General features: G+C 61.6%; 31 protein-coding genes and 1 pseudogene. 10 read left to right on the top strand and 22 right to left on the bottom strand.

Translation table 11 applies throughout. From position 1 onward, the window contains the following. Positions 1 to 11 precede the first annotated feature (11 nt). Genes ACYCCG_RS00475 through ACYCCG_RS00465 form a run of 3 tightly spaced genes read right to left on the bottom strand, consistent with a single transcriptional unit; the run spans position 12 to position 2,163 of the window. Positions 12 to 482 (bottom strand): arsenate reductase ArsC, encoded by a 471-nt coding sequence (locus ACYCCG_RS00475; protein WP_209966565.1) that lies wholly within the window; start codon positions 480 to 482, stop codon positions 12 to 14. A gap of 28 nt (positions 483 to 510) precedes the next feature. Further along, positions 511 to 1,794: an arsenic transporter gene (locus ACYCCG_RS00470; protein WP_209966563.1), complete on the bottom strand. Its 1,284-nt coding sequence runs from the start codon at positions 1,792 to 1,794 to the stop codon at positions 511 to 513. 21 nt (positions 1,795 to 1,815) lie between these two features. Next, a complete protein-coding gene (locus ACYCCG_RS00465; protein WP_209966561.1) occupies positions 1,816 to 2,163 on the bottom strand; it encodes a metalloregulator ArsR/SmtB family transcription factor in 348 nt (115 codons plus the stop codon). Between the two features lie 214 nt (positions 2,164 to 2,377). Here ACYCCG_RS00465 and ACYCCG_RS00460 point away from each other — a divergent pair, with 214 nt between their 5' ends. Beyond that, positions 2,378 to 2,551 carry a hypothetical protein gene (locus tag ACYCCG_RS00460; protein ID WP_176684067.1) on the top strand — a complete coding sequence of 58 codons (174 nt, stop codon included), beginning with the start codon at positions 2,378 to 2,380 and terminating at the stop codon, positions 2,549 to 2,551. 119 nt (positions 2,552 to 2,670) lie between these two features. Here ACYCCG_RS00460 and ACYCCG_RS00455 read toward each other — a convergent pair whose 3' ends face one another. Continuing rightward, entirely contained in the window at positions 2,671 to 3,678 is a 1,008-nt protein-coding gene (locus ACYCCG_RS00455; RefSeq protein ID WP_176684066.1) for a zinc-binding alcohol dehydrogenase family protein, read from the bottom strand. Between the two features lie 151 nt (positions 3,679 to 3,829). Continuing rightward, positions 3,830 to 4,627: an SDR family NAD(P)-dependent oxidoreductase gene (locus ACYCCG_RS00450; protein WP_176684065.1), complete on the bottom strand. Its 798-nt coding sequence runs from the start codon at positions 4,625 to 4,627 to the stop codon at positions 3,830 to 3,832. 109 nt (positions 4,628 to 4,736) lie between these two features. On the opposite strand from ACYCCG_RS00450, the gene ACYCCG_RS00445 reads away from it, so the two are divergent. Beyond that, complete coding sequence (locus ACYCCG_RS00445; RefSeq protein WP_459669167.1) at positions 4,737 to 5,678, top strand: GlxA family transcriptional regulator; 942 nt, start codon at positions 4,737 to 4,739, stop codon at positions 5,676 to 5,678. Here ACYCCG_RS00445 and ACYCCG_RS00440 read toward each other — a convergent pair. The 3 genes and pseudogenes from ACYCCG_RS00440 to ACYCCG_RS00430 all read right to left on the bottom strand — a co-directional run bounded on the left by ACYCCG_RS00440 (position 5,620) and on the right by ACYCCG_RS00430 (position 7,030). Then, a complete protein-coding gene (locus ACYCCG_RS00440) occupies positions 5,620 to 5,928 on the bottom strand; it encodes a hypothetical protein (RefSeq protein ID WP_080694523.1) in 309 nt (102 codons plus the stop codon). The two genes, ACYCCG_RS00445 and ACYCCG_RS00440, sit on opposite strands and share 59 nt — an antisense overlap. Before the next feature lie 75 nt (positions 5,929 to 6,003). Then, positions 6,004 to 6,135 (bottom strand): annotated as a pseudogene (locus tag ACYCCG_RS00435) (hemerythrin domain-containing protein); the annotation flags it as partial. A gap of 37 nt (positions 6,136 to 6,172) precedes the next feature. Further along, positions 6,173 to 7,030: a glucose 1-dehydrogenase gene (locus tag ACYCCG_RS00430; RefSeq protein WP_021782280.1), complete on the bottom strand. Its 858-nt coding sequence runs from the start codon at positions 7,028 to 7,030 to the stop codon at positions 6,173 to 6,175. Positions 7,031 to 7,223: 193 nt separating this feature from the next. Between ACYCCG_RS00430 and ACYCCG_RS00425 the strand changes: the two genes are divergently transcribed. Then, complete coding sequence (locus tag ACYCCG_RS00425; RefSeq protein ID WP_176684064.1) at positions 7,224 to 7,748, top strand: hypothetical protein; 525 nt, start codon at positions 7,224 to 7,226, stop codon at positions 7,746 to 7,748. Positions 7,749 to 7,804: 56 nt separating this feature from the next. On the opposite strand, the gene ACYCCG_RS00420 is transcribed toward ACYCCG_RS00425, so the two are convergent. From ACYCCG_RS00420 to ACYCCG_RS00405, 4 genes are all read right to left on the bottom strand, one after another. Then, complete coding sequence (locus tag ACYCCG_RS00420; protein ID WP_209966557.1) at positions 7,805 to 8,344, bottom strand: type 1 glutamine amidotransferase domain-containing protein; 540 nt, start codon at positions 8,342 to 8,344, stop codon at positions 7,805 to 7,807. Positions 8,345 to 8,436: 92 nt separating this feature from the next. Continuing rightward, positions 8,437 to 9,129: a DUF421 domain-containing protein gene (locus ACYCCG_RS00415; protein WP_209966555.1), complete on the bottom strand. Its 693-nt coding sequence runs from the start codon at positions 9,127 to 9,129 to the stop codon at positions 8,437 to 8,439. Positions 9,130 to 9,224: 95 nt separating this feature from the next. Further along, complete coding sequence (locus ACYCCG_RS00410; RefSeq protein ID WP_459669166.1) at positions 9,225 to 9,995, bottom strand: SDR family NAD(P)-dependent oxidoreductase; 771 nt, start codon at positions 9,993 to 9,995, stop codon at positions 9,225 to 9,227. A 78-nt stretch (positions 9,996 to 10,073) separates the two neighbouring features. Beyond that, on the bottom strand, positions 10,074 to 10,565 hold the full coding sequence (locus ACYCCG_RS00405; protein WP_209966551.1) for a DUF1543 domain-containing protein: 492 nt from the start codon (positions 10,563 to 10,565) through the stop codon (positions 10,074 to 10,076). Between the two features lie 159 nt (positions 10,566 to 10,724). Between ACYCCG_RS00405 and ACYCCG_RS00400 the strand changes: the two genes are divergently transcribed. From ACYCCG_RS00400 to ACYCCG_RS00380, 5 genes are read left to right on the top strand one after another with little or no spacing between them, the layout of a single operon-like run. Further along, positions 10,725 to 11,261 (top strand): chalcone isomerase family protein, encoded by a 537-nt coding sequence (locus tag ACYCCG_RS00400; protein WP_339443191.1) that lies wholly within the window; start codon positions 10,725 to 10,727, stop codon positions 11,259 to 11,261. Positions 11,262 to 11,263: 2 nt separating this feature from the next. Continuing rightward, positions 11,264 to 11,800 (top strand): DUF3833 domain-containing protein, encoded by a 537-nt coding sequence (locus tag ACYCCG_RS00395; protein WP_003254010.1) that lies wholly within the window; start codon positions 11,264 to 11,266, stop codon positions 11,798 to 11,800. Beyond that, positions 11,797 to 12,102 (top strand): DUF6482 family protein, encoded by a 306-nt coding sequence (locus ACYCCG_RS00390; protein WP_021782287.1) that lies wholly within the window; start codon positions 11,797 to 11,799, stop codon positions 12,100 to 12,102. Before ACYCCG_RS00395 ends, ACYCCG_RS00390 begins: the two co-directional genes overlap by 4 nt. An 8-nt stretch (positions 12,103 to 12,110) precedes the next feature. Further along, positions 12,111 to 13,637, top strand: a complete 1,527-nt coding sequence (locus ACYCCG_RS00385) for a cryptochrome/photolyase family protein (protein WP_459669165.1) — start codon at positions 12,111 to 12,113, stop codon at positions 13,635 to 13,637. After that, a complete protein-coding gene (locus tag ACYCCG_RS00380; protein WP_209966545.1) occupies positions 13,634 to 13,816 on the top strand; it encodes a DUF2256 domain-containing protein in 183 nt (60 codons plus the stop codon). Before ACYCCG_RS00385 ends, ACYCCG_RS00380 begins: the two co-directional genes overlap by 4 nt. Here ACYCCG_RS00380 and ACYCCG_RS00375 read toward each other — a convergent pair. From ACYCCG_RS00375 to ACYCCG_RS00345, 7 genes are all read right to left on the bottom strand, one after another. Then, the gene (locus ACYCCG_RS00375; protein ID WP_459669164.1) at positions 13,754 to 14,242 is read right to left on the bottom strand and encodes a DUF2878 domain-containing protein; all 489 of its coding nucleotides are present in this window, start codon (positions 14,240 to 14,242) and stop codon (positions 13,754 to 13,756) included. The two genes, ACYCCG_RS00380 and ACYCCG_RS00375, sit on opposite strands and share 63 nt — an antisense overlap. Continuing rightward, positions 14,242 to 15,504, bottom strand: coding sequence for a class I SAM-dependent methyltransferase (locus ACYCCG_RS00370; protein WP_459669163.1), 1,263 nt, complete (start codon positions 15,502 to 15,504; stop codon positions 14,242 to 14,244). The genes ACYCCG_RS00375 and ACYCCG_RS00370 overlap by 1 nt, the downstream gene beginning before the upstream one ends. Beyond that, positions 15,479 to 16,288, bottom strand: coding sequence for a DUF1365 domain-containing protein (locus ACYCCG_RS00365; RefSeq protein WP_209966538.1), 810 nt, complete (start codon positions 16,286 to 16,288; stop codon positions 15,479 to 15,481). The genes ACYCCG_RS00370 and ACYCCG_RS00365 overlap by 26 nt, the downstream gene beginning before the upstream one ends. Continuing rightward, positions 16,285 to 17,532: an NAD(P)/FAD-dependent oxidoreductase gene (locus tag ACYCCG_RS00360; RefSeq protein ID WP_459669161.1), complete on the bottom strand. Its 1,248-nt coding sequence runs from the start codon at positions 17,530 to 17,532 to the stop codon at positions 16,285 to 16,287. The genes ACYCCG_RS00365 and ACYCCG_RS00360 overlap by 4 nt, the downstream gene beginning before the upstream one ends. A gap of 6 nt (positions 17,533 to 17,538) precedes the next feature. Beyond that, entirely contained in the window at positions 17,539 to 18,291 is a 753-nt protein-coding gene (locus ACYCCG_RS00355; RefSeq protein ID WP_459669160.1) for an SDR family NAD(P)-dependent oxidoreductase, read from the bottom strand. Next, positions 18,288 to 18,710: a nuclear transport factor 2 family protein gene (locus ACYCCG_RS00350; protein WP_339443196.1), complete on the bottom strand. Its 423-nt coding sequence runs from the start codon at positions 18,708 to 18,710 to the stop codon at positions 18,288 to 18,290. The genes ACYCCG_RS00355 and ACYCCG_RS00350 overlap by 4 nt, the downstream gene beginning before the upstream one ends. A 104-nt stretch (positions 18,711 to 18,814) precedes the next feature. Continuing rightward, complete coding sequence (locus ACYCCG_RS00345) at positions 18,815 to 19,261, bottom strand: PAS domain S-box protein (RefSeq protein WP_339443197.1); 447 nt, start codon at positions 19,259 to 19,261, stop codon at positions 18,815 to 18,817. Positions 19,262 to 19,415: 154 nt separating this feature from the next. Here ACYCCG_RS00345 and ACYCCG_RS00340 point away from each other — a divergent pair, with 154 nt between their 5' ends. Beyond that, positions 19,416 to 20,303, top strand: coding sequence for a MerR family transcriptional regulator (locus tag ACYCCG_RS00340; protein WP_209966530.1), 888 nt, complete (start codon positions 19,416 to 19,418; stop codon positions 20,301 to 20,303). Continuing rightward, entirely contained in the window at positions 20,300 to 20,458 is a 159-nt protein-coding gene (locus tag ACYCCG_RS00335; RefSeq protein ID WP_339443199.1) for a hypothetical protein, read from the top strand. The genes ACYCCG_RS00340 and ACYCCG_RS00335 overlap by 4 nt, the downstream gene beginning before the upstream one ends. A gap of 11 nt (positions 20,459 to 20,469) precedes the next feature. Here the strand turns inward: ACYCCG_RS00335 and ACYCCG_RS00330 are convergent, their stop codons facing one another. The 3 genes from ACYCCG_RS00330 to ACYCCG_RS00320 form a co-directional block, all read right to left on the bottom strand. Then, positions 20,470 to 22,107, bottom strand: a complete 1,638-nt coding sequence (locus ACYCCG_RS00330; RefSeq protein WP_459669159.1) for a mechanosensitive ion channel family protein — start codon at positions 22,105 to 22,107, stop codon at positions 20,470 to 20,472. Between the two features lie 67 nt (positions 22,108 to 22,174). After that, the gene (locus ACYCCG_RS00325) at positions 22,175 to 22,534 is read right to left on the bottom strand and encodes a cupin domain-containing protein (RefSeq protein ID WP_021782298.1); all 360 of its coding nucleotides are present in this window, start codon (positions 22,532 to 22,534) and stop codon (positions 22,175 to 22,177) included. Then, positions 22,531 to 23,124 carry an N-acetyltransferase family protein gene (locus tag ACYCCG_RS00320; RefSeq protein ID WP_459669158.1) on the bottom strand — a complete coding sequence of 198 codons (594 nt, stop codon included), beginning with the start codon at positions 23,122 to 23,124 and terminating at the stop codon, positions 22,531 to 22,533. The genes ACYCCG_RS00325 and ACYCCG_RS00320 overlap by 4 nt, the downstream gene beginning before the upstream one ends. Positions 23,125 to 23,513 lie beyond the last annotated feature (389 nt).

The following is a 23,513-nucleotide window of genomic DNA, read 5'->3' as shown; positions in this document are numbered from 1 at the left end:
TTTCTTCCTGTTCAAAGCGAGCCGATGCGATCCAGCGCGTGCTTGAGCTGCTCGCGGTCGAGGTGATCGAACGGCAGCGCGAAGAAGGCCTGGCAGCGAGATTCGATGCGGGCCAGTGTGGCCCGGAAAGCCGCATCGACCGTAGCTTCGTCACCCACGACATCGGACGGGTCTTCCAGCCCCCAATGTGACTTCAGCGCAGGGCCGAAATACACCGGGCAGGCTTCGCCTGCGGCCTTGTCGCAGACGGTGATGACGATGTCTGGCGGGGTGCCCTCGAACGCATCGTTGCCTTTGCTGCTCAGGCCCTCGGTCGAGATATTGGCCTGCTGCAACGTGCTCAGGCTGCGTGGCAACACCTGGCCCTTGGGGAAGCTGCCAGCGCTGACTGCCTCGAAACCGGGCGGTGCCAGGTGGTTGAACATTGCTTCGGAAAGGATGCTGCGGCAGCTGTTGGCCGTGCACATGAACAGGACTCGCATGGAGGGCTCCTCCGCTGGGGGGCGAACGTCAGAGGCTCAGGCGCAGTGCCAGAGCAGAAAGGGTGATCAGCAAAACCGGTACCGTGAGCAGCAGGCCGACCTTGAAGTAGTAACCCCAGGTGATGCGCATGCCTTTACGCGCCAGCACATGCAGCCAAAGCAGCGTGGCGAGGCTGCCGATCGGGGTGATCTTCGGGCCGAGGTCGCAGCCGATGACGTTGGCGTAGATCATCGCCTCACGTACCAGGCCCTCTGCGCCGCTGGCCTGGATCGACAATGCGCCGATCAGCACGCTGGGCATGTTGTTCATGACTGAGGACAGCAGTGCGGAGATCAACCCGGTGCCAATGGCCGCGCTCCACAGTCCCTGCCCGGCAAGCCAGTCCAGCAGCTGGGTGAGCATGTCGGTAAGGCCGGCGTTCTTCAGGCCGTACACCACCAGATACATGCCCAGAGAAAAGATCACCACCTGCCACGGCGCTTCCCGCAACACGCGACGGGTTGAGATGCGGTGACCGCGAGCGGCCACGGCAAAGAGGATTACGGCACAGACGGCGGCCACCGCACTGATCGGGATACCCAGAGGTTCCAGTGCGAACAGGCCTGCAAGCAACACCAGCAGCACCCACCAACCGACTTTGAAGGTGGCGTGGTCGTGAATTGCCTCGCTCGGCGCCTTCAGCGCATCGAGCGCGTACTGCTTGGGGATATCACGACGGAAGTACAGAAATAGCACCAGCAGGGTAGCCGCCACGCTGGCGATATTCACCGGCACCATCACCGATGCGTATTCGGCGAAGCCCAGGCCGAAGTAGTCGGCCGAAACGATGTTGACCAGGTTGGAGACCACCAGCGGCAGGCTTGCCGTGTCGGCAATGAAGCCTGCTGCCATGACAAAGGCCAGTGTCGCTGCAGGCGAAAAGCGCAGCGCGAGCAGCATCGACATGACGATGGGGGTGAGGATCAGCGCCGCACCGTCGTTGGCGAACAGGGCCGATACAGCGGCGCCGAGCAGTACGCAGAAGGCGAACAGGCGGTAGCCGCCGCCGTTTGCCCAGCGCGCTACATGCAATGCTGCCCATTCGAAGAAACCCGCCTCATCCAGCAGCAAGCTGATGATGATGACCGCGATGAACGTGGCGGTGGCGTTCCAGACAATGGCCCATACGGCAGGGATGTCATGCAGGGAAACTACGCCTGCAGCCAGGGCGATGAGGGCGCCTAGCGCGGCGCTCCAGCCAACCCCGAGCCCCTTGGGCTGCCAGATGACCAATATGAGGGTGAACACAAAGACAGCAATGGCGGGCAGCATGAATATCTCGCTTGGTGATGTTCAGCAGCAGACCGAATCACGAACGGGGCGACCGTCCATGTTCTTCAGCCGAAGGGCGTTGTCTGCCAGCCATTGCGAATTGGCCTGCAAGGTGACCTGCAGCATGTCGTGAACCCAGGAAGGCAGCTCCGGATTCAGGCGGTAATACACCCACTGGCCCTGACGGCGGTCCAGCAGCATGCCATTGCTGCGCAGCTGTGCCAGATGGCGACTGATCTTGGGCTGGCTGTCGTCCAGCGCGCACATCAGTTCGCAGACGCACAGTTCGCCCAGGCTGGCGATAAGCAGGGTCGCGCGAGCGCGGGTTTCGTCAGAGAGGCTCTTGAAGACATCGGGCGGAGTGATCATGGGTGCGCCTGAACATATGGAAAACCGAATATACGTATTACCATATGTTCAGGCAAGCATTCTTGGGCGTGGGCACATGCAGCCCGGCATGGCCATGGCCCCTCCGGTCGACAAAAGCAGGGTTTTGGCAGGCTTCAGGCCCTGATGGCAATGCAGGGTGTATAGTGCCTGCTCGGGTGACTGTCGTTCAGTGGCTCATAACCGAGATGCCAACATGTCCCAGACGTACCCCAACGCGGCCCAAAAAGCCCATGTGCGCATCTGCGAGCAGGTCGAGGCCTTCCTTCAGCATGGCGGCCGCATTCAGCAGGTAGCGATCGGTGTCACCGGTTACTCTGAAGGTGTTTCCAGGGCGCAGTGGAAAAAAGGGCGCACTGTAAAGCCTTGAGGATGCCGGCAGCCGCCGTGAAACGTTCCTTTCAGGTGATGGTTCACGGCTTGTGCATTCGCGAGGCGGAGTCCGGGGTGGTCATGAAAGCTGAGCCTTGCCTCGGAACCGGAACGCGATCAGAAACCTTCCAGAACAATCTTGCCGCGTGCTTTCCCGCTCTCGATCAAGGCGTGAGCGCGTTTGAGGTGCTCGGCGTTGATGGTGCCGTAGTGCTCGCCGAGGGTGGTCTTGAGCACCCCATCATCGACCAGCTGTGAAATGCGATCGAGTAGTTGATGCTGCTTGATCATGTCCTCGGTCTGGTACAGCGAACGGGTGAACATGAGCTCCCAGTGCAGGGAAAGGGATTTGCGCTTGAGCGGCATGACATCCAGTTGTGCCGGGTCGTCGATCAGCGCGAGCTTGCCTTGTGGACGAAGCACTTCTACCAGTTGGGGGAGGTAGGTGTCGGTATGGGTCAGGCTGATCACATGATCGACCGGGTTCAACTTGAGCGCTTCCAGTTGATGGGGGATCGGTTTGGTGTGATCGATGACATGATGTGCCCCCAGTTCCTTGACCCAGGCCTGGGTTTCAGGCCTTGAAGCGGTGCCGATGACAACCAGCTGTGTGAGTTTGCTGGCGAGCTGGACCAAGATCGAGCCCACCCCGCCGGCGGCTCCGATCACCAGAAGGCTTTGGCCCTGGCCCCCGTTTTCTTCAACACCCAGGCGGTCGAACAGCAGCTCCCATGCGGTGATGGAGGTGAGGGGCAGGGCTGCGGCACTGGCGTTGTCCAGGCTGCGGGGCTTGTGTCCGACGATACGCTCGTCCACCACATGGCGCTCGCTGTAGCTGCCAGCACGGTCGATGGCACCGGCGTAGAAAACCTCATCGCCAGGTTGGAACAGCGTGACTTCTGGCCCAACCTCGCGAACAACGCCAACCGCATCCCAGCCGAGAACCTGTGGTTGCTCACCGCCGCGGCTCGCGCGGATTTTCGTGTCGACCGGGTTGACAGCAATGGCCTTTACCTCGACCAGCAGATCCCGGGCTCCCGTCTTGGGTTCGGGCAACTGCGCGTCATACAACGACTGCGGGTCCTGGATCGGCAAACCGGGTTGGGTGTAAACGACAGCCTTCATTGGCGCAACCTCTTGGGTAGGGGAAAAGTGAGCTCAGGCTAGTCGTTTCGATTAAGGCGATAAACTGGCCAAATAGCGCAAGACTTTCTCTCCTTCAGTGAAAATGGTGTGAGGCGCTCGTTACCAAGCGTAAGCGCCTCACGCGCAACCGTCAGCTGGCGCTGTACCGCGGTGCAAGCTGGTTGCTGGATAATTGGCCGAACAAGGCCTGGCGGGCAGCTTCGTATTGGTCGAAGGCTTGCAGATCTTGCATTGACGGCAAGGAGATCAGCACCCCGTTGTCGAAGTCCTGCAGCGCACCGTCCACCAAGTCCTGGGCCGACATCACGATGCCGGGGTCGAGGTTTTCGACCGGTAAGCCGCCGATTTGCCAGAAGTCAGTGGCGGTGGCCCCGGGCAGTACCGCCTGCACCTGCACCCCCTTGCCTGCCAACTCCTTGTTCAAGGACTGGGTGAACGCAGTGACGTACGCCTTGCTGCCGCCGTAGACGCCGTTGAGCAGTTCTGGCGCCAGGCTGACGATGGACGAGATATTGATGATCGCCCCCCGCTCACGCGCCACAAAGCCAGGTACAGCCGCATAGGTCAGGCGGGTGAGGGCGGTCACGTTCAGGCTGATCATTTCGGCCATGCGCTCGACATCGCTTTCCAGCAGGCTGGTATGGGTGCCGATGCCGGCGTTGTTCACCAGCATGCTGATGCTGGCATCTTCGCGCAGTTTGCGTTCTACCTTGGCAAGGTCATCTGTATTGGCCAGGTCGGCCGGGAACACTTCCACATTCTGCCGGGTTTCGGTAGTGAGCCGGCCCGCCAATGCGTTGAGGCGTTCCCGGTTGCGGGCCACCAGTACCAAGTCATAACCGCGGCGTGCCAACTGCTCTGCGTAGAGCGAACCGATGCCGGTGGAAGCGCCGGTGACAAGCGCGGTGCCTTTGAATGCCTGTGCCATGGTGATACTCCGTTGCTTTGAGTGGGTGGAGCCATGATGCAGAAGATGGTTATTGTCTTAAAGGACGTATATGGTAGTGTTTCAGGACATTGCTCAGTGAGGTTCAACCATGCACCGGGTCGGCTATTTGTTAACCGAAGGCTTTCAGATCATGTCCCTGGCAACGCAAACCGTGTTCGAGTTTGCCAACATCGTCGCCGGCAAAGCGGTTTACAGGCTCGAGAACTTCTCTGTCGGTGGCGGTACGGTGCGCTCCTCGCAGGGGGTGTCTGTCGAGACGCTGCCTTTGGCCGCCCCTGGCCTAGCCGACACCTGGATGGTGACGGGTACGCTGACGCCGTTGACGCCGCCCGGTGAAGAGGTGCTGGCCAGCGTGCGGGGCTTCGTCGACGCTGCGCGGCGCACTGCGGGCCTTTGCACCGGCTGTTTCGTACTGGCGCAGGCCGGGGTGCTGGATGGGCGGCGTGCTACAACCCACTGGGCCTACGCGAACAAGTTGCGTGAGTTACATCCGAAGATCGACGTCGAGGAAGACCGGATCTTCATCGTCGATGGGTCGATATGGACGTCCGCCGGCATGACCGCCGCCCTGGACATGGCCCTGGGCATGGTGGAAAAGGATCTGGGCAACGAGATAGCCAGGTCGGTGGCGCACAAGATGGTCATGCATCAACGCCGTTCTGGTGGGCAGTCCCAACATTCCGAGTTGTTGTCGCTGTCGCCCAGGACTGACCGTATCCAGAGCGCGCTGGATTACGCGCGCGTGCACCTCAGCCGCCCATTGAGCGTGGAGGAGCTGGCCCAGGTGGCGCACCTGAGCCCTCGGCAGTTCACCCGTGTATTCACTGCCGAGACCGGGCAATCACCCGCCAAGGCCATCGAGGGCCTGCGGCTCGAGGCTGCCCGGCTGATGATCGAGCAGAGCCGGCACAGCCTGGAGGTGGTGGCCAAGGAAACCGGGTTCAGGGATCGCCGGCACATGCGCGAGGTGTTCATCCGTGGGTTTGGCGTCCCTCCTCAGGCGGTGCGAAGGGATGCTCGGCAAGTGTGACCTGCGCTTTCGTTGAAGCGCTTTTATTCTTGCGCCATCCCCTCAGGTTCATGACGCACAACACAAGCTGCAGCACAATCAAAGCCCAGGCCTGGGCATGCCACCCCCAGACTGACCACAGTATGTTGCTGGCGATAAAACAGCAGAAGCCCACCATGCGCCGTCCTGGGCGGTGCGACCCGATGCACCAGGCTGCCACCACTGTGACCAGCATGGCCGGCCACTCCAGCAAGTCGATCCAGCTCTCCATCGAAGCGAGTCCCCAACATTAACCCATGGCACCAGGGCGGGTCGATCGTGCCCGACCTGGCCTGGCGCCTTTGATTCACGCGGCCCGTTGCTCACCCTTCAGCAGTTTTTTCTGGGCTTGCATGGCGAGCCCCAGCTCTTCCAGTTGGTCTTTTCCGAGCAGTTTTTTCGCGGTGGGGAAGAGCTCTTCTTCCTCTTCCTCGATGTGGCACCGAGGCCCGCGTCAGCAGGCCCCGGCAGCACTTTCACAGAATAGGTTTGCCCCCTGTCACGGCGTAGCGCGAACCCGAGATGTAGCTGGCTTCATCGGACCCCAGCAAGACATAGATTGGCGCCACCTCCACAGGTTGACCCGGCCGCCCCATCGGGTAACCGGAACCGAAATTTCTCACCGCCTCATCAGGCATGGTGGCCGGTATCAGCGGTGTCCAGATCGGGCCGGGCGCGACGCTATTGACGCGAATGCCCTGCTTGCCCAGCAATTGCGCAAGGCCTGCAGTGAAATTGGCAATGGCCCCTTTGGTGGCCGCATAGGCCAACAAGCTGGGTGACGGGTCGTCAGAGTTGACCGAGCTGGTGTTGATGATCGAGCCGCCTTTTGGCATCGAGGGCAAAGCGCGTTGGCAGATGCGGAAAATGGCGGTGATGTTGGTATCGAAGGTCTTTACCCATTCATCGTCGTCAATGTCGTCCAGGCTTTCATGGGCCATCTGGAACGCGGCATTGTTGACCAGGATATCGATGCGACCAAACTGCGCCACGGTCTTGTCGACGATGTCATGGCAATGCTGTTTCTGTGCCAGGTCGCCGGGCAGCAGCAGGCACTGGCGGCCAGCAGCCTTGACCCAGCGCGCGGTTTCCTGCGCATCTTCGTGTTCATTCAGATAGGCAATGGCTACGTCAGCGCCTTCCCGGGCATAGGCAATCGCTACCGCACGGCCGATGCCGCTGTCAGCACCGGTTATCAAGGCGATCTTGCCTTCGAGGCGATTGTTGCCGGTGTAGCTCTGCTCGCCACAGTCCGGATACGGCTCCATCTTGCGCTGGGAACCTGGAACGCTTTGCGGTTGGGAGGCGAATGGAGGGGTAGGGTAGTCGCTCATGCTGGAAGCTCCTGCAGGTTGAAACGCTCATTTCCGTTCGAAAGGCGCGCCAAGGCAGTGTTGAAGTGGATCTTCGTGCTGAGCGACGAGCGGTTGATGCACCCACTTCCAATGAATTTTTACCAACCGCCTGGCTCTACCGCTGACGGGGCTTGCTGGCATGGGTGAGGCCCACGTTATCAAGGAGCCTGCAGTGCCTCGAATCATCACGCCTTCCACGCCGGAGCATGAGATCGACCAGACGAGCGAGAGGATGTTCGGTACGCCCAAAGAGCGACTGGATTTCTATCGACGCGAAATTCAGTATGAGACCACCATCCTGGCCAACCGCACTGACGCTTATCTTGCTGCCCAGTCGTTCCTGGTGATTGCCTATGTGTCATCGATGGGCAACCTGAACCCAGGCTGGGGCGAGATGTTCACCTTGATGGTGCCGGCTTTTCTCGCACTGCTCGGTGTGCTTAGTACACTGAATGCCTGGCCTGGCATCCGCGCGGCCTTCCGGATTATCGAGCACTGGCAGATGAAGCAGAGCCACCTGCTGCGCAGCGAGCCGATGATGGGCCTGGCCTATGACGAGTCGCCGCTGTTCTGCGAGGCCGAAACCTCTCAGGCAGGGCACCGTAAATCGCTGCTGTTTTCCTTGCGCACGCCCTGGATTTTCCTGTGCTTCTGGGTTTTGCTGGGCAGCTATTCGGTTTTCATCCAGCTGGCGTGACCAGCGCGTGCTGGTCGGTGCCATGGGCGACCAGCACGCGCTGAAGAGCATCAGGCTTAGCCTGCCAATGCCTTGATCAACTGCTCATTGAAAGCGGGGATGTCATCCGGCTGGCGGCTGGTGATGAGGTTGCCATCGACCACCACTGGTTCATCCACCCACGTACCGCCAGCGTTGCGAATGTCATCTTGCAAGGTCTTGTAGCTGGTCATCCGCTTACCGTTGGCCAGCCCGCTCGATATCAGCAGCCACGCGCCGTGACAGATGACCGCCAGCGGCTTGCCGGCCGCATCATGGCTTTTTAGCAGCTTCTGCGCGCCGGGCATCAAGCGAATCGTGTCCGAGTTCTGTACACCGCCAGGCAGCACCAGGGCATCGTAGAGGTCAAGCTGTGCACTGTCGAAAGTCGCATCCACGCTGAACCCGTCGGCGGGTTCGTCATGGTTCCAGCCACGTACCGTGCCTTCTTTCTCGCTCAGGATATCGACCACCGCGCCGCTGTTCTCCAAGGCGTCACGCGGGCCGGTCAGTTCCACCTGTTCAAAGCCATCGGTGACCAAAAAGGCCACACGCTTGCCGTTCAATTGTGCACTCATCATTCTCTCCTCGTGCTGATAGGCCTTTCATAAGGGCCTGCAAACAGCGAGCAAAGTTCCTGCTCGATGCCTGGCGGTATGGGGAGAACCTGCTAACGGTTGCGCATGGTATCCAATGCAGGCGACCAGACCGTATGACCGCAACGTGAACACGCCAGGGTGTCGTGAGGCTCATGGTAGGCCGGAAAACCACAGCTCACACAGCAATGCAACCCGGCGCCAGGCGGTGATCTGTACTCTGGGCGATGCTCGAACGGCAGCACTGAGAGGCCGGGGCGTGTGTCTTGCTGGTCGTAGAAATACAAGCTGAGGTCGCCATCGGTTTCCAGAAGGCCCAGCCGAACCTGGCCCAGATGCTCGACACCTTGTTGGCGTAGCTCCATGAACAGCTCATTCGGTGAAATGTTCAGGTGACGCAGCGAATGGATTTCGTACATGCCATCTTTTACTACCGTGACCGGCAACCCGTCGATCCAGGCCTCGCAGGTTCTGTTTCGCCTCATGAGGTAGACCGTTCCTCGATAAAGCATGAACAGGGTGAGGAAAACCACGGCCACCGGAAGCAGCGGTACATCTTCGTAAAAGGTCACATCGCCGGCAGCAGAGCCCAGCGTGAGAATGACCACGAGCTCGAACCGGGACAGCTGTCTGATACCGCGCCGGCCACTGAACTTCAGAAAAAAGAACACGGCCAGGAAAGCCGCTGAAACACGCACGGCAACTTCCAGCAGAAAGGTAAAAGGGAAGTTGCCTAACAGCATCCGTTGCAGATCAAACGAAACCATTCGTTCCACCCTTCCTTCTGCCGTTTTCAGATAAAGGGTTGACCGTTCTCGCGCATGCCTGGTTCATCAACTTGGCCGGGCGCTCTCCGTGCTCGTCACCAAGGAATCGGCATGCCATCCCACGCCCAGAACGTTCCGCTCTGCGCCGGGCCATGACGGCTCACAAGCGCCAGGATGCAGGTGGCGGCAAACGCGGGCGAGAACAGCTTGTCCGGCGCCACGTTGCCCTGAAAGGGGCGGGAAAGCTGGGTGTCGGTGGTTCCGGGATGCAATGCAAGTACCGTTGAAGCGGGGTTCAGTCGCTTCAGCTCGATGCTTGCAGTGCGCAGAAGCTGGTTGAGCGCGGCTTTGCTGGCACGGTAGCTGTACCAGCCACCCAGGTGATTGTCGCCTATCGACCCGACTCGCGCAGACAAGGCGACGAAGGCCATCGGTTGCCGACGCAGCAGCGGCAGCAAGTGCTTGAGCAGCAGAACAGGGGCGAAACAGTTGGTTGTGAAACTGCTCAGCAAACCCGCCATATCAAGCTGGGTCAGCGCTTTTTCAGCCCGTGCCGGGCCTTCTTGCAGCACGCCAAGCGTGCTGAAGACCAGGTTCAGCTGGTCGCAGCAGGCGCCCACCTGCGCGGCCAGTGTTTGCAGTGCCTGCTCGGATCGGGCGTCGCAGTCGAGGCGAACCAACCGTCGTCCGTTCTCTGTGAACAAGGTATCCAGCGCAGGGCTGGTGGTGGCTCGTCGCGAAACGGCGAACACCAGCCCGATGTCATCGCGCGCCAGCAACTGCGTGCACAATGCCAGGCCAATCCCTTCACTGGCCCCGCAGACCAGCACGTTGGCGGGTGTGTGAAGGTCGTTGATCAGGCTCATCGGAGTGTCCTCTTGGCTGGGCGCTGGCGCCTCGTCCTGTGATGCCTGCCAACGTTCTCGCACCTGGCAGGGGTGAGCTCACAGCAGGATATAGTCACTGTACTGCCGTAAGCCGGCATGGGGCCCTTCGATCAAGTGCACGTAACGGTCGTTCACCCAGTCGATCGGCAGGCAATCGTCGACGTCCAGTACCGCGTCGGTATGCGGCTTGAGCCAGTCTGCCTGCAGGCGCTGTTTGCCCAGTTGCCTGGCCTCGGCCTTGTCCTTCGCCATCACCAGCAGGTAGCGGTGTGCCTCGCCAAACACCCCGGGCTCGTAGCCGCCAAGGTTGATGAAGAACAGCCTGGGATCGTGTGGGCCAGGCGCTACCTGGCTGAACGCGACGCGGTAGCGGTCAATACCGTCGACTTCCATCCACGCGTCGATGTGCAGGCCCGTTCGGCTCCCGAACCAGGCTTGGCGCAGACATGGGTAGGCCTGTTCAAGTGAGTCCGCCTGCGCGAACACCACGTCGTGGACCTCGATATTCGCCCGTGGGTGGCGTCCACCGAGCATGACGACGTACAGCATGAGCAATTCCTTCTATCTCGACTTTCATGGGTGTTCGATAACGGGGCGCGAGGCTTGCAGAAATATGCATGCTCGGCATTGAAATCTATACATGCCCCAGCGAATATGTGTACAAGAGTCTACTATTGTATAATATTTCCCGAAGTGCTCGAGGTCAGAATGGCGCACCCCGCACGTTGGACCTGTTTGTGCCTGCTGCTAGCCGCCATGTCGTCGGCGGCAGACTGGCGAGCGGAGCTGCCTGCGGCGCAACGGCTGGGCGCCGGTGATTTCACCTGGTTCGGCCTGCGGCTGTATACCGCCCGGTTGTGGGCAGTTGGCCCGGTTCAGGACTGGAACCAGCCGTTCGCCCTTGAGCTGCTCTATCACCGGTCATTGTCCAGGGACACGCTGGTCAAGGCCAGCCTCAAGGAAATGCAACGCCTGGATGGCGGCAGCATGACGGCGCAGCAGCGCGCGGCATGGACCAGGGCGATAGAGCAGGCATTCGTGGACGTGAGCCCTGGCATGCGCATCACGGGCCTGTACCTGCCGGGGCAGGGTTGCCGCTTCTACGTCGACGGCAAACTGAGCCACGCGATCGATGATCCGGTGTTCGCCCGGGCCTTCTTCGCCATCTGGCTCGACCCCCGGGCCAGAGACCCCCAATTGCGTCAGCGGCTGCTTGGGCTGGCTGGCGATGACCGAGGAGCCTGAACATGTACAAAGCGCTGTTGCTGGCTGCCTGCCTGCTTCTGGGCAGTTGTGGCAATGTCGGTATTGAGCACTATGCCCAGGAGCAGCCGAAGCTGGACCTGGCGGCGTTCTTCTCGCGCCCGGTTCAGGCGTGGGGGATGTTCCAGAAGCGTTCCGGTGAGGTGGTCAAGCGCTTCCATGTGCGCATCGACAGCCGACGCGAAGGTGAACGACTGATCCTCGACGAGCATTTCCTCTATAGCGATGGCACACGCCAGCAGCGTACCTGGACGCTGGTGCCGGACGGCCCCGGGCGCTGGCGGGGAACAGCGGGGGACGTGATCGGCGAGGCGCGCGGGGAAGTGGCGGGCAACGCGCTGCGATGGCGTTACCAACTGGATCTGCCAGTCGACGGGCGGCACTGGCAGGTAGACCTGGACGACTGGATGTACCTCATGGATGACGACACCCTGATCAACCGCTCGAGCATGAGCAAACTGGGCGTGGAGATTGGCCAGATCACCTTGTTCTTCCGCCGCCTGCCAGAGGGCACACCATGAACCTGAACGCGCTGACCCAGCTGGTTTCGACCGGCGAAGCCAAGGAACTTGAACTGCTGTCGCTGGAGGGGGGCTTCTACCTCCTGCGCGCCCTGACCGACGCCGGCCCTGTGACATTGAGCGATGCCCAGGGGCAGCCCGTGCGCGTGCGCTCCACGACCGAACTGCGGCAGTTGCTGGCCGACCTGCCGCCGGTGCCGTGCATGCTGGTGCAGCAGGTGGTGCACGATGAGATGTGCGGGCAACGTGACGGCCCCATCGCGCCGCTGCGCGTACCGGTAACGCTCACCAGCCAGTGGTAGCCCGGACGATGCGCCTGGGCCTGGTGCTGGGTGACCAACTGTCGTTCGACCTGGCAAGCCTGGCGTCCCTGGACCCTGCTCGCGATGCGGTCCTGATGGCGGAAGTGGAGGGGGAGGCCCGATACGTACCGCATCATCCGCTGAAGATCGTTCTCATCTTCAGCGCCATGCGCCATTTTGCCCAGGCCCTGCGTGAACGGGGATGGCAGGTGCACTATGTCAAGCTGGACGCCGAGGGTAACAGCGGCAGCATCGTGGGTGAGTTGCGTCGATGGCAACAAACCTTGGGCGCCACCCACATCCACCTGACCGAGTGCGGGGAGTGGCGCCTGGAGCAGGCCTTGCGTGATGCTGCGCTGCCGCTTGTGTGGTTTCGCGACACGCGTTTTCTGTGCTCCCGTGAAGCCTTCGGGCGCTGGGCTACAGAACGTCGCCAGCTGCGTATGGAGCACTTCTACCGTGGCATGCGCAAGCGAACCGGCCTGCTCATGGAGCCTGACGGCAGCCCGGCAGGCGGGGCCTGGAATTTCGATGGCGACAATCGCAAGCCATTGCCACGGCAGCTGCGTGGCCCGTTCGCTGCGCATTTCGCGCCAGACGACATCACGGCAGCGGTGGTGGCCTTGGTGCGCCAGCGCTTCAGCGACCACTACGGGGGCGTCGACGGTTTCGACTACCCCGTGACCCACGCCGAGGCACAACAGCTCTGGCAGCATTTTCTGGATTTCGGCCTGGCGGCTTTTGGGGACTACCAAGACGCGATGGCCGAAGGTGAGCCGTACCTGTTTCATGCGCGCATCAGTGCGGCGCTCAACATCGGCCTTCTGGATGTGCGTCGTCTGTGCGACGACGTCGACAAGGCCTGGCGCGAGGGGCGTGTGCCGCTCAATGCAGCTGAAGGCTTCATTCGCCAGCTGATCGGCTGGCGTGAGTATGTGCGCGGCATCTATTGGCAGCGCATGCCGGCGTATGCCGGGCTCAATCACCTGAACAACGACCGGGCGCTGCCAGCGTTCTACTGGACCGGGCGCACCCGCATGCGCTGCATGGCGCAAGCCATCGGGCAAACCCTGCGGTTGGGCTACGCTCACCATATTCAGCGGTTGATGGTTACCGGCAACTTCGCCCTGCTGGCCGGTATCGTGCCAACCGCGATTTGTGAGTGGTACCTGGCGGTCTACATGGATGCCTTCGAGTGGGTCGAACTGCCCAACACGCTTGGCATGGTGATGCACGCCGACGGCGGCTACCTGGGGTCCAAGCCGTATTGCGCCAGTGGTCGTTATATCCAGCGCATGTCCGACCATTGCAAGGCTTGCAGTTACAGGGTCGACCAGGTGACCGAAGAGGATGCCTGTCCGTTCAATGCCTTGTATTGGCATTTTCTCATTCGCCATCGCCCCCAGCTCTCGGCTAACCCGCGCCTGGCCCTGGTCTATCGCAGCCTCGATGGCATGCCCCCTGGTCGTCGCGATGCCGTGTGGCAGCGTGGCCAGTCACTGCTGGCGCGGCTCGATGCGGGGCAGGTGTTATGAAAAAGAGCCTTCTGCCCAGCAAGGTTTGCGTGGTGTGTGGCCGGTCGTTCACCTGGCGCAAGCGCTGGGCACGCTGTTGGGAGCAGGTGCGCTACTGCTCCGAGCGATGTCGCCGGTCAGCGCCGCGCCGCGATGCGCGCCAGCAGGGGCAGGGCCAAAGCCCATATCGGCATCAGTAGCAGGCCGGTTTCCAGCGCGCCCAATGGCAAGGCGACATCTGCCAGCCTGGCGCCACCTACATAGGCCAGGGGGCCGCCAAGCGCCCCCAGCAGTGCGCCGATTCGCCAGTGCCTGCCGGCCCATGCCAGGCTGTGACGCATCCCGCTGGCCAGCACCAACCACAGCAGCGCTAGCCACAGCGGCAGGGGCCAGGCGTCGAAACCGAACACCCCCAGTGCTCCCAGCACGCTGTCGAGCACGCAGCCGACAAAGGTGACGCGCAACAGCGCCTTGAGCTCGGCATTGATGTCCGGGCACAGGCGCAGGTGCACTGCCACGCCCGGAATCACCAGCAGCAACAGCAAGGGCCGCTCGGCGCCCAGCACGCAGACCCACCAGCCGGCTTGCAGCCAGAGGGCATTGCCGATCAGCCAGCGGCTGGGCATCAGGCACCGCCAGGCAAGGGCGCGCGGCGTGCCTGGGGGGCTGCCCAGAGCAGGTGCGCTACGCCGATGGTACGTTCCTCGAAACCGCCCTGGCAGTAGCAGAGGTAAAACTCCCACAGGCGCTGGAACATGTCGTCGTAGCCAAGGTCCGTCAGCGCAGTGCGTGCCTGACGCAGGTTTTCGCGCCAGTGTCGCAGGGTGTGGGCGTAGTCCAGGCCAAAATCTTCCATGTGCACAAGGTTCAGGCCAGTGTGCCGGCTGGCGGTGTCGAGCAACACGCTCAGCGAAGGCAGGGCGCCACCGGGGAAGATGTAGCGCTGGATAAAGTCGACCGAGCGCTGCGCCTGGGCATAGCGCTGGTCGCGGATGGTGATCGCCTGCAATAGCATAAGGCCTTCAGGCTTGAGCAGCGAAGCACACTGGCGGAAATACACCGGCAGGTAGCGATGGCCGACCGCTTCGATCATCTCGATCGAAACCAGTTTGTCGAACGTGCCTTGAAGGTCGCGGTAGTCTTCGCGGAGCACTTGCACGCGCTGCCCCAGCCCCAAGGCCTTGACGCGCTCCAGGGTATGGCTGTACTGCGCCTCGGAGAGCGTCGTGGTGGTGACCCTGCAGCCGTAACGGGTGGCTGCGTGGATAGCGAGGCTGCCCCAGCCGCTGCCAATTTCCAGCAGGTGATCGTCAGGGCTCAGCTCGAGCTTCTGGCAGATGCGCTCCAGCTTGTGCAACTGGGCCTGCTCCAGTGATTGGTCAGGGTGTTCGAATTGCGCAGCCGAATACATCATGGTGGGGTCCAGCAGCCGCTCGAACAGGGTATTGCCCAGGTCGTAGTGCGCCAGAATGTTGCGCCGGGCACCGCGCTTGTCGTTGCGGTTGAGCCGGTGCAGCAGGCGCAGGGCAGGGCGGCCCAAGCGGGCCAGGCCACCCTCGAGCGCGTCGAGCACTTCAAGGTTGGCGACGAACAGGCGGGTCACCAGCGCCAGGTCGGGGCTGCGCCAATAGCCGTGAATGTAGGCTTCGCCAGCTCCGATCGAGCCATTGCCGGCGATCAGGCTCCAGGTGGCGTCATCGAGGATTTCCACCTCCGCCTGCAAGGGGCTTTCGGCATCACCGAAACTCCATTGCTGCCCGTGGCTGAGCAGGCGCAGGTGGCCGTGACGCAGCTTGCCCAACTGGGCGAGCACGGCGCTTCGTGCCAGCCCGCCGAGCAGGGGCGCAAGGCCTGCGAACTTGCTAACGCTCAGGGTGGGATTCGACATCATCAAGGTCCTCGCAAGGTTGGCCGAGCGCCAGGTCACCCTGGCAGGCGGTGTGGTCATGCACGGGCGTGCGTTTGAGCAACAGGCGGAGCGCTTGCCAGTAGATGGCCGAGACAGTGCGCAGGCTCATCCATGGGAAGTTCAGGACATACCGGCGCAGCGCTGCTCCATCCAGTGGCGTGCGGCGCAGGGCGAGGTCGGCCTCGAACACCTTTGTGCCGCCTTGCCAGTTCTGCATGTGAATGCGCACATGGTGCGCGTCCAGGAAAAAGCGCAGGCGATAGTCCATGTCCAGCGGCATGAACGGCGACACATGGAAGGCCTTGCCGACGCTGAAGGGCCTGGCAAGGTTGCCTTGCACCGGTAGCACGTAGTGAAAGCGTTCACGCCAGGGCGTGTTGCGCACTTCCATCAGGATCGCGGTCAGGCGCCCGTCGCGGTCATGGCAGAAATAGAAACTCACCGGGTTGAACGACAGCCCCCAGCACCGCAGTTGCGTGAGCAGCTGTACCCGGCCTTCGGGCATATGCCCCGTCGCCTGCCCGACCAGCAAGCGTGCAGCCTGGGCCAGCGATTCGCCTTGGCGGGTCTGGGCGGGCAGGTAGTCGGCTTCGCGCCAGCACAACGGCGCCAGGCGCCAGCGCCCCAGCCAGCGTGACAGGCCCATCAGCCAGGTTTGTTCGTCCAGGTCCAGGTAGAACATGCCGATCCGGTAGCGGAACGCGTGGGCCCGCGGCGTCAGCCGACGGTGGCTGATCCAGCCCAGGCAGAGGCTGCTGTTCACAGTTGCTCTCCGAAGTGCGCGGCCACTTTCAGTGCGCTGACCACCCCGTCTTCATGAAAGCCATTGCCCCAGTAAGCGCCGCAGAAGTAACTGTGCTGTTGCCCCTGCAGTTGCTCCTGGCACGCTTGCGCGGCGGACGCGGCAACGCTGTACTGGGGATGGGCGTACTGGAAGCGGGCGATCACCTGCGCCGGGTCTATCAGTGCGGTCTGGTTGAGGCTCACGCAGAAAGTTGTCGGTGCCTGGATACCTTGCAGAATGTTCATGTTGTAGGTCAGCGCGGCGGGAGCCTGCTCGGGGCCGCCCAGGCGGTAGTTCCAGCTGGCCCAGGCGCGCTGGCGGCGTGGCAGCAGCCGGGTATCGGTGTGCAGCACCACGTCGTTGCTGGCGTAATCGATCGCGCCGAGCACGGCGCGCTCCTGGTTGCTGGGGCTTTCCAGCAGTGCCAGGGCCTGATCGCTGTGGCAGGCGAACACCACATTGTCGAAGCGCTCGGTGCCGGCCGCGTTCACGAGGGTCACGCCACCTTCGTCGCGGCTGACGCGGTAAACCTTGCAGTTGAGGCGGATGCGCTCAGCGAACGGTCGGCACAGCGGCGCGACATAGCTGCGTGAGCCGCCTTTGATCACCCGCCACTGTGGGCGTTGGTTGACTGACAGCAAGCCGTGGTTGCGACAGAAGCGCACGAAGAACTCAAGCGGGAAGTGGAGCATGTCTGCGCGAGACATCGACCAGATCGCCGACCCCATCGGTACGATGTAATGATCGATGAAGCGTTGCCCATAGCGTTTCGCCTGAAGGTAGGCGCCCAGCGTGGTGCTGGCATCGATACGCTGGTTGTCCAGGTCGGCCAGTGCCTGACGGTTGAAGCGCAGAATGTCCCGGATCATCCCCCAGAACCCTGGGGACACCAGGTTGCTGCGTTGGGCGAACAGGGTGTTCAGGTCGTGGCCGTTATATTCCAGGCCCGTGATCGGGTCATGCACGGAAAAGCTCATCTCGGTCGGCTGCGAAGGAACCTTGAGCTGGTCGAGCAAGCGGATGAAGTTCGGGTACGTCCAGTCGTTGAAGACGATGAAACCGGTATCTATTGCATGGCGCTGGCCTTTCCAGACCACATCAAGGGTGTGCGTGTGGCCCCCGACCCATTGCTCGGCCTCGAAAACCGTGACTTCGTGTTTGCGTGACAGCAAATGGGCGCAGGTCAGCCCCGCGATGCCACTGCCGATGATTGCTATACGCATGGATCATCATTCCTGTTCATGACGGGCGAGGCGTTGGCCCAGCGCCAGGCGCAGGCGCGCGGGCAGCGCCCCGAGCAGGCGCAACACCAAGGTGAAAAGACCGGGGAAGTTGATTTCCAGAGGGCGGCGGGGCAGGCGCCTGGCGATATGCCGGGCGGCACGCTGCGCGGACCACAACTGTGGCATGGGGAAATCGTTGCGGCGGGTCAGTGGTGTGTCCACGAAGCCTGGGCTTACCAGGGTGACCGCGATGCCCTCGCGATCCAGGTCGATTCGCTGTGACTCCACCAGATAGCGCACCGCGGCCTTGGACGCGCCATAGGCGCCAGCGCGGGGCAAGGCCAACCAGGTCACCGAACTGCCCATCACCACCAGGTGGGGGCGTTTGCCTGCGCGAAGCAAGGGCAGTGCTGCCGCCAGGCAGTAGCTGACACCCAGCAGGTTGGTGCGTATGACGCGCTCGACCAACGCCGGATCGAAATGCCCTGGCTCCAGGTATTCGCAGGTGCCGGCATTGAGAATGGCCATGTCCAGGCCTCCCCAGGCCTGCTCGATATGCGCAGCGATGCCGGCGACCTGCTCCGGGTTGTCAAGATCGCCAATGGCCAGCAATGCTTGCCCGGGAAACCGTTCGGCCAGCGGGGCAAGGCGGTCGGCGTTGCGCCCGCCCAAGGCCACCTGGTGGCCTTGCTCCAGGAGGACTTGCGCGAGCGCGGCACCGATACCGCTGCTGGCGCCGGTCAGCCAGCAGCGGCTCATGCCAGCCTGCCTTTGAGCCAGCGGATCGCAGTGCCCATGACGGGAAGGTGCTCATAAAGCAGGGCGCCGGCGTCGAAATAGTCCTGGTGAAAATGCACACGGTCGCGCCAATGCAGGCAGCTGCAGCCTTGCAACGTGATCGGCTGGCCGCCGGCCAGGCGCGGGTGGCAAAACTGCAGTGTCCAACGCAGGTAGCCCTGCCCGGGCTTTACCTCGTCGGCGCTGGTGAAGGTGTAGCGGATATCGGTGGCGTTGGCGTACATCTGCTGGAAGTAGGCGCGCAGGGCCTGCAGCCCCTGTATCTGGTGCAGGGGGTCACGAAAGGTGACATCGTCGCTGTACAGTTTATCCAGGGTGTCGAGGCTAGCCCCATCGAGGCAGGCGAAGCGCTCGGCGAATTGCTGTAGGTACGCAGACATACTGGGCTCCAGGCAATCCTGTACAAAATTGACTTGTTGTACAGGTATAACTGAAGCCTAAGCCTTTATCTATACAAGTCAACGGTCTTGTATAGGTTTTTTTGTCAGTGCTTGGCCTGGCCCTGCTTCCGACGCAATTCCGCCACTTCAGCCTCCAGCTCGCGAACCCTTTCCTCGGCGAATACTTGCGCTGTGACATCGCGCTGGATGCCGATGTAGTAGGTCAGCTGGTCCGCCTCGTTGTGCACCGGTGTGATGGACAACTCATTCCAGAACAGGCTGCCGTCTTTGCGGTAGTTGCGCAGCACCTGGCAGCAGGGGCGGCCTTCGCGGATCGCCTCGCGGATAATTGCGATGCCCGGCTGGTCGTGATCCTCGCCCTGAAGAAAACGGCAGTCCTGATAGAGAATATCCTCGGCGCAGTAGCCGGTCAGGCGCTCGAAGGCCGGGTTGACGTAGATAAGGATGCTCTCATTGCCTTCCTGCTCGGCGACAACGATGCCATCGTTGGAATGTTCGACCATCAGTTGCAGGAGTTTTGCGTTGATCATGGGGCTCACCTACAGACATTTCGTATGCGATATGCGCCAAAGGCTTCCGGTACAGAAGCTTTTGGCGCCGTTTGTTGCATGATGAACCAAGGAGGCTCGCCGCAGAAGGTGCATCTGGGTTTAGAATGTATCACCCCTTGAATGACACCTCGTTATGACCGACGCCACCCCACCCGAATTGCTACCCATGCGCGATGTGGTCAGCCTGACCGGCATCAATCCGGTGACCTTGCGTGCCTGGGAGCGGCGTCATGGGTTGATTCGCCCGCAGCGCACCGAGGGCGGCCATCGCTTGTACACCGCCCAGGATGTGCAGCGCATACGCGACATCTTGCGCTGGACCGCCAACGGCCTGCCCATCAGCAAGGTTGGCGACAGGCTCGCCGGCCAGCCTGAGGCGCCTGTGCAGCAGCCCTCGGCCTTTGACGACTGGCGCGCCGCCGTTGCGCGCGCTTCCAGGGCATTCGATGCGCAGGCGCTGGAAGCGATCCATGGACAGCTGTTCACACTTTTGCCAAAGGCCACGGTGCTGCGGGACGTGCTGATGCCGGTTTGGCATGACCTGGCTTCAGGCACTGCGCCAGGCCAGCGTAGCCAATGGTTGTTTCTCGATACGTTCTTGCGCGCCCGGCTGCTGCTGCGCTTGCAGATGAACCAGGCCGACGCCCCACGGGTACTGCTGGCAGGCACCGAGGGCCAAGCCGAATGCCAGGTGTTGTGCGCCGGGCTGCTGTTGAGCAGTGAGCAACAACGCATCGAAGTGCTTGGCTGCGGGCAGCCCCTGGAAGAGCTCCCGCTGCTGTGTGCGGCGATGCAGCCTGCGGCACTGGTGATCGCGCTGCAGCCACCGGTGAGCCCTGCCTTGGCCAAGCGCCTGCGCTCGCTGCAGATGGAAATTGCTTGTCCGCTGGCCTTGACAGGCGAGGGGCTGGCCGGTGTGCAGGCGGCCTTGCACGGGCTGCCGGTGTGCCTGCTGGACGAGCATGGTGCTGACGTCGCGCGCGTGCTTGACGCCTTGCTCCGAGGGGCGCTGGACCTTTGAGTTTGGTTCTGCGCCGTGCTCAAAGTGGTTGGGTGCATAGCGGGCTGGTGATGCTGGCGCTGCTCGGCATGCTTTGGCCCCATATCGGTTTCACCGTCTCCAATGCCCTGTTGGCGCTCTGTGGGCCGATGATCATTGCACTGACCGGCACCTGAGGTCTCATTGCTCACGCGGTGTTTTCAGGTTTGGACGGAGCCGCGTGCCACTGCTCCTTGGGCACCCATTTAGGTTGCTCGGGATCGCCCAGGTAGTGAGGCGACATGATTTGCACTCCATACTCGTTGAACACGTCCTGGATATTGGCGTGCAACAAGCTCAGTAGCTGCGCGCGTGGCCTGGGCTCTGACGGAATGGCCTGGGCCACTAATCGATACTCGGGGTAGAAATCCGACAGCGCCGTCTGGAATACCTGGGGCGCGGGCGTTTGCAGCACGCCGTCGGTGCGCCGAGCCGCTTCCAGCAACATCGCCTCGACCTGACGCCAGGGGGTGTCGTAGCCGATGGTCACCACGGTATCGACCACATAGCCTGGCCCTTCCACGATACGCGAGTAGTTCTTGGTCACCGAGCCGGTAATCATTGAATTGGGAAGTGTCAGCACTTCGCCAAGCCCGGTGCGTATGGATGTGGTGAAGATGCCCACTTCGGTCACCGTGCCCTCGTAATCGCCCACGCGTACAAACTCGCCGACGCGCATCGTGCGTGTGTAGGTAAGGATCAATCCGGCGGCCCCTTGGCCGATGACACTGGTCGCCCCCAGTGAAATCATCAGACCGAGCAACACCGAGAGCCCCTTGAAGGCATCGGTGCCCGAGCCGGGTAGATAGGGGTAGGCCATCACCAGGGCGAATAGCCATATCGCCAGCGACGTCAGGCGCATGGTCGGTTGCAAGGTTTCGGCGGTCAGCCATTTCAACGTGCCCGGGCGTGCCATGCGCCTTAGCACACGTTTGGAGAAGGCGCTGATACCACGGGCGATGAAGAAGATCGACAGCGCAACTACCAGGCCGGGCATGGCACGTAAAATGCCGCTGACCAGGTAGTTGAGCAGTTCCATCAGGTGGATATTGAGGCTTTCACCCCAGGCCCGGGTGTAAGGGAACCGGGATAGCACGAAGCCCAGCCACTGGTAGCAGAGCAACAACACGACCAACCAGTACAGCAGCCAGAGTGAGCGGTCTATCAGGTAGTACAGGTTCTGCAGGTCGAACAGTTGCGTGTGGCCGACCTTGAGGCGCTCGGAGTGTTTGCCCATCAGTTTGGGCAGCAGCCCCAAGAGCTTGCGTCGACAGTAGCCTGCGGCCTTTACCAGCATGAAAAACACCAGGGTTGCCGCAGCGCCGTAGCCTATCGCCGTGAGCAAAAAGCGCAGGCTACGCGCCTGACGGGTTTCCTCGACGACAAGGCGCAGGTTCTCGGCGGCCTGCTCGGCGGCTTCGCCTGCTGTAATGCTATCGGCCGCAGCATCCAGCGGCGTCACGATGAATGCACGGCGCCCGCCCAGCAGCACCAGGTAGCTGCGCAGAATAGGGTCGACGCGAACCTCCAGATCGTTCGTTTCCTGGAGCGTTTCCTCGATGACCTTCTTGGCGCGCTGGGCGCGCACCTTGGGTGTTTCGCCCAGCAGCGTCGCACGAAAGACCAGCACCGTGCGGTTGATGACGGTCAGCGGGGCGGGCTCGGCAATGACACCCTCTACCTCTGGCCCGGACTGAGGGGTGTCTGCATGGAGCAGGGGCGAGAACAGCAAGTGGGTCAGTAGCACCAGCCAAGCAGCCTGTCCGAACCTGCGCTTCTTGCCCATTTAACAGCCCCTGTGCCGGCGTGTGGATTGCTACCAGCATAGTCGGCTTCAGCCAGCATTCAGTGGCTTAGTTCGCGGGCAAGAGGATCACGAAGTTCTTCTTCATGTCTTCCACTACGGTCCATTTGCCCTTGGCGCCCGGTTCGATAATGAACGTGTCGCCAGCGGCCAGTTTGACCGGGGCGCAACCCTCAAGCTCGATGATGCAGCATCCACTCAAAACGTGGCAGAACTCCCAGACTTTGTAGTCAATGCGCCACGCCCCGGTGCTGGCTTCCCATTCTCCGGAAATGCGACCTTGCTGTTCATCGTGATAGTACTTGGACGTCAGCGTGTGAGGGGTACCTTCCAAAACTTCTTCAAAGAAGGGCAGGTCGCGCAGCGGTTGGATATCCAGTTCGCGGAACACGGTCAGTTTCTGGTTCATGGCTGTTTCTCGAGCACGTTGTGAGTAGGGCGATACATTAAATAGGCTTCACCGGTTACGCCCAGCATCGGGTGCGGAACGATCTGGCAGGTTTTCACGATCTGAAATCCATGACGTTCGTAGAAGCGGCGTGCACCGTGGTTTTCTGCGTAATCGATCAGGCACAGTCCATCGAGGCCAGCGTCGTCAGCGCGCTGCTGGGCGTGGCGAAGAAACTGGGCACCCAGCCCCTGGCTCCGCCAGGCCTCATCCAGTGCCAGGCTGGATATGTACAAGGTATCGGGTATTTCCATGTCGGAATAAGGCGCGAGGACGGGGTCGGCCTCGACTGGCCTGTCAGGCGTCGCGCGCAAGACATAGCTATGCATCATGCCGATTACGCGCCCTTCGAAAGTGGCCATCAGGCAGTTCTTGTATGAAAAGTCGCCCTGTTCTCTGGCATAGCGAGACGCACCGACACTCAGCAATGCTTCCCCAGGTGCGGCGAGCTTGCTCCATATGTAATCGGCCATGCCCTCCGATGTCAGTTGAAAGAAGCGCGCAATATCATGCGCGTCCGAGACCCGAGCGGGTCTGAAGTCGATAGACATGTACAGTGCTCCCAAGGGGCCGCGTGGTCATTTTGCAAGGGCTAAGCCTTTGGCTGCGGGGCAGGGTAGACGGTTTCAGCGGTTCCCATGATGCTCTGCGCGAACACCATCAGCACGGCGTGCGACACTGCCCTCATGCCCTCATGCCCTCATGCCCTCATGCCCTCATGCCCACATGCCCACATGCCCACATGCCCACATGCCCGCATGCACGTGGCGCTATAAAAGGTTCGGGATGGCTTGGGTATTGGATCGTGCAACCCCTTTCAAACCGCCGACGAAGCCTCTGTGCAAGCGTCCGTAAATCCACTAAATTGTGGGTAGATTTAGAAATTAAGCGATAAGACGCAAATTAAGGGAATTAGCTCGCTTGATAGGGCCTTGCGTTA

It is taken from the genome of Pseudomonas sp. VEM90, assembly GCF_054611535.1.
This window is presented reverse-complemented; position numbering and strand designations above follow the sequence as displayed.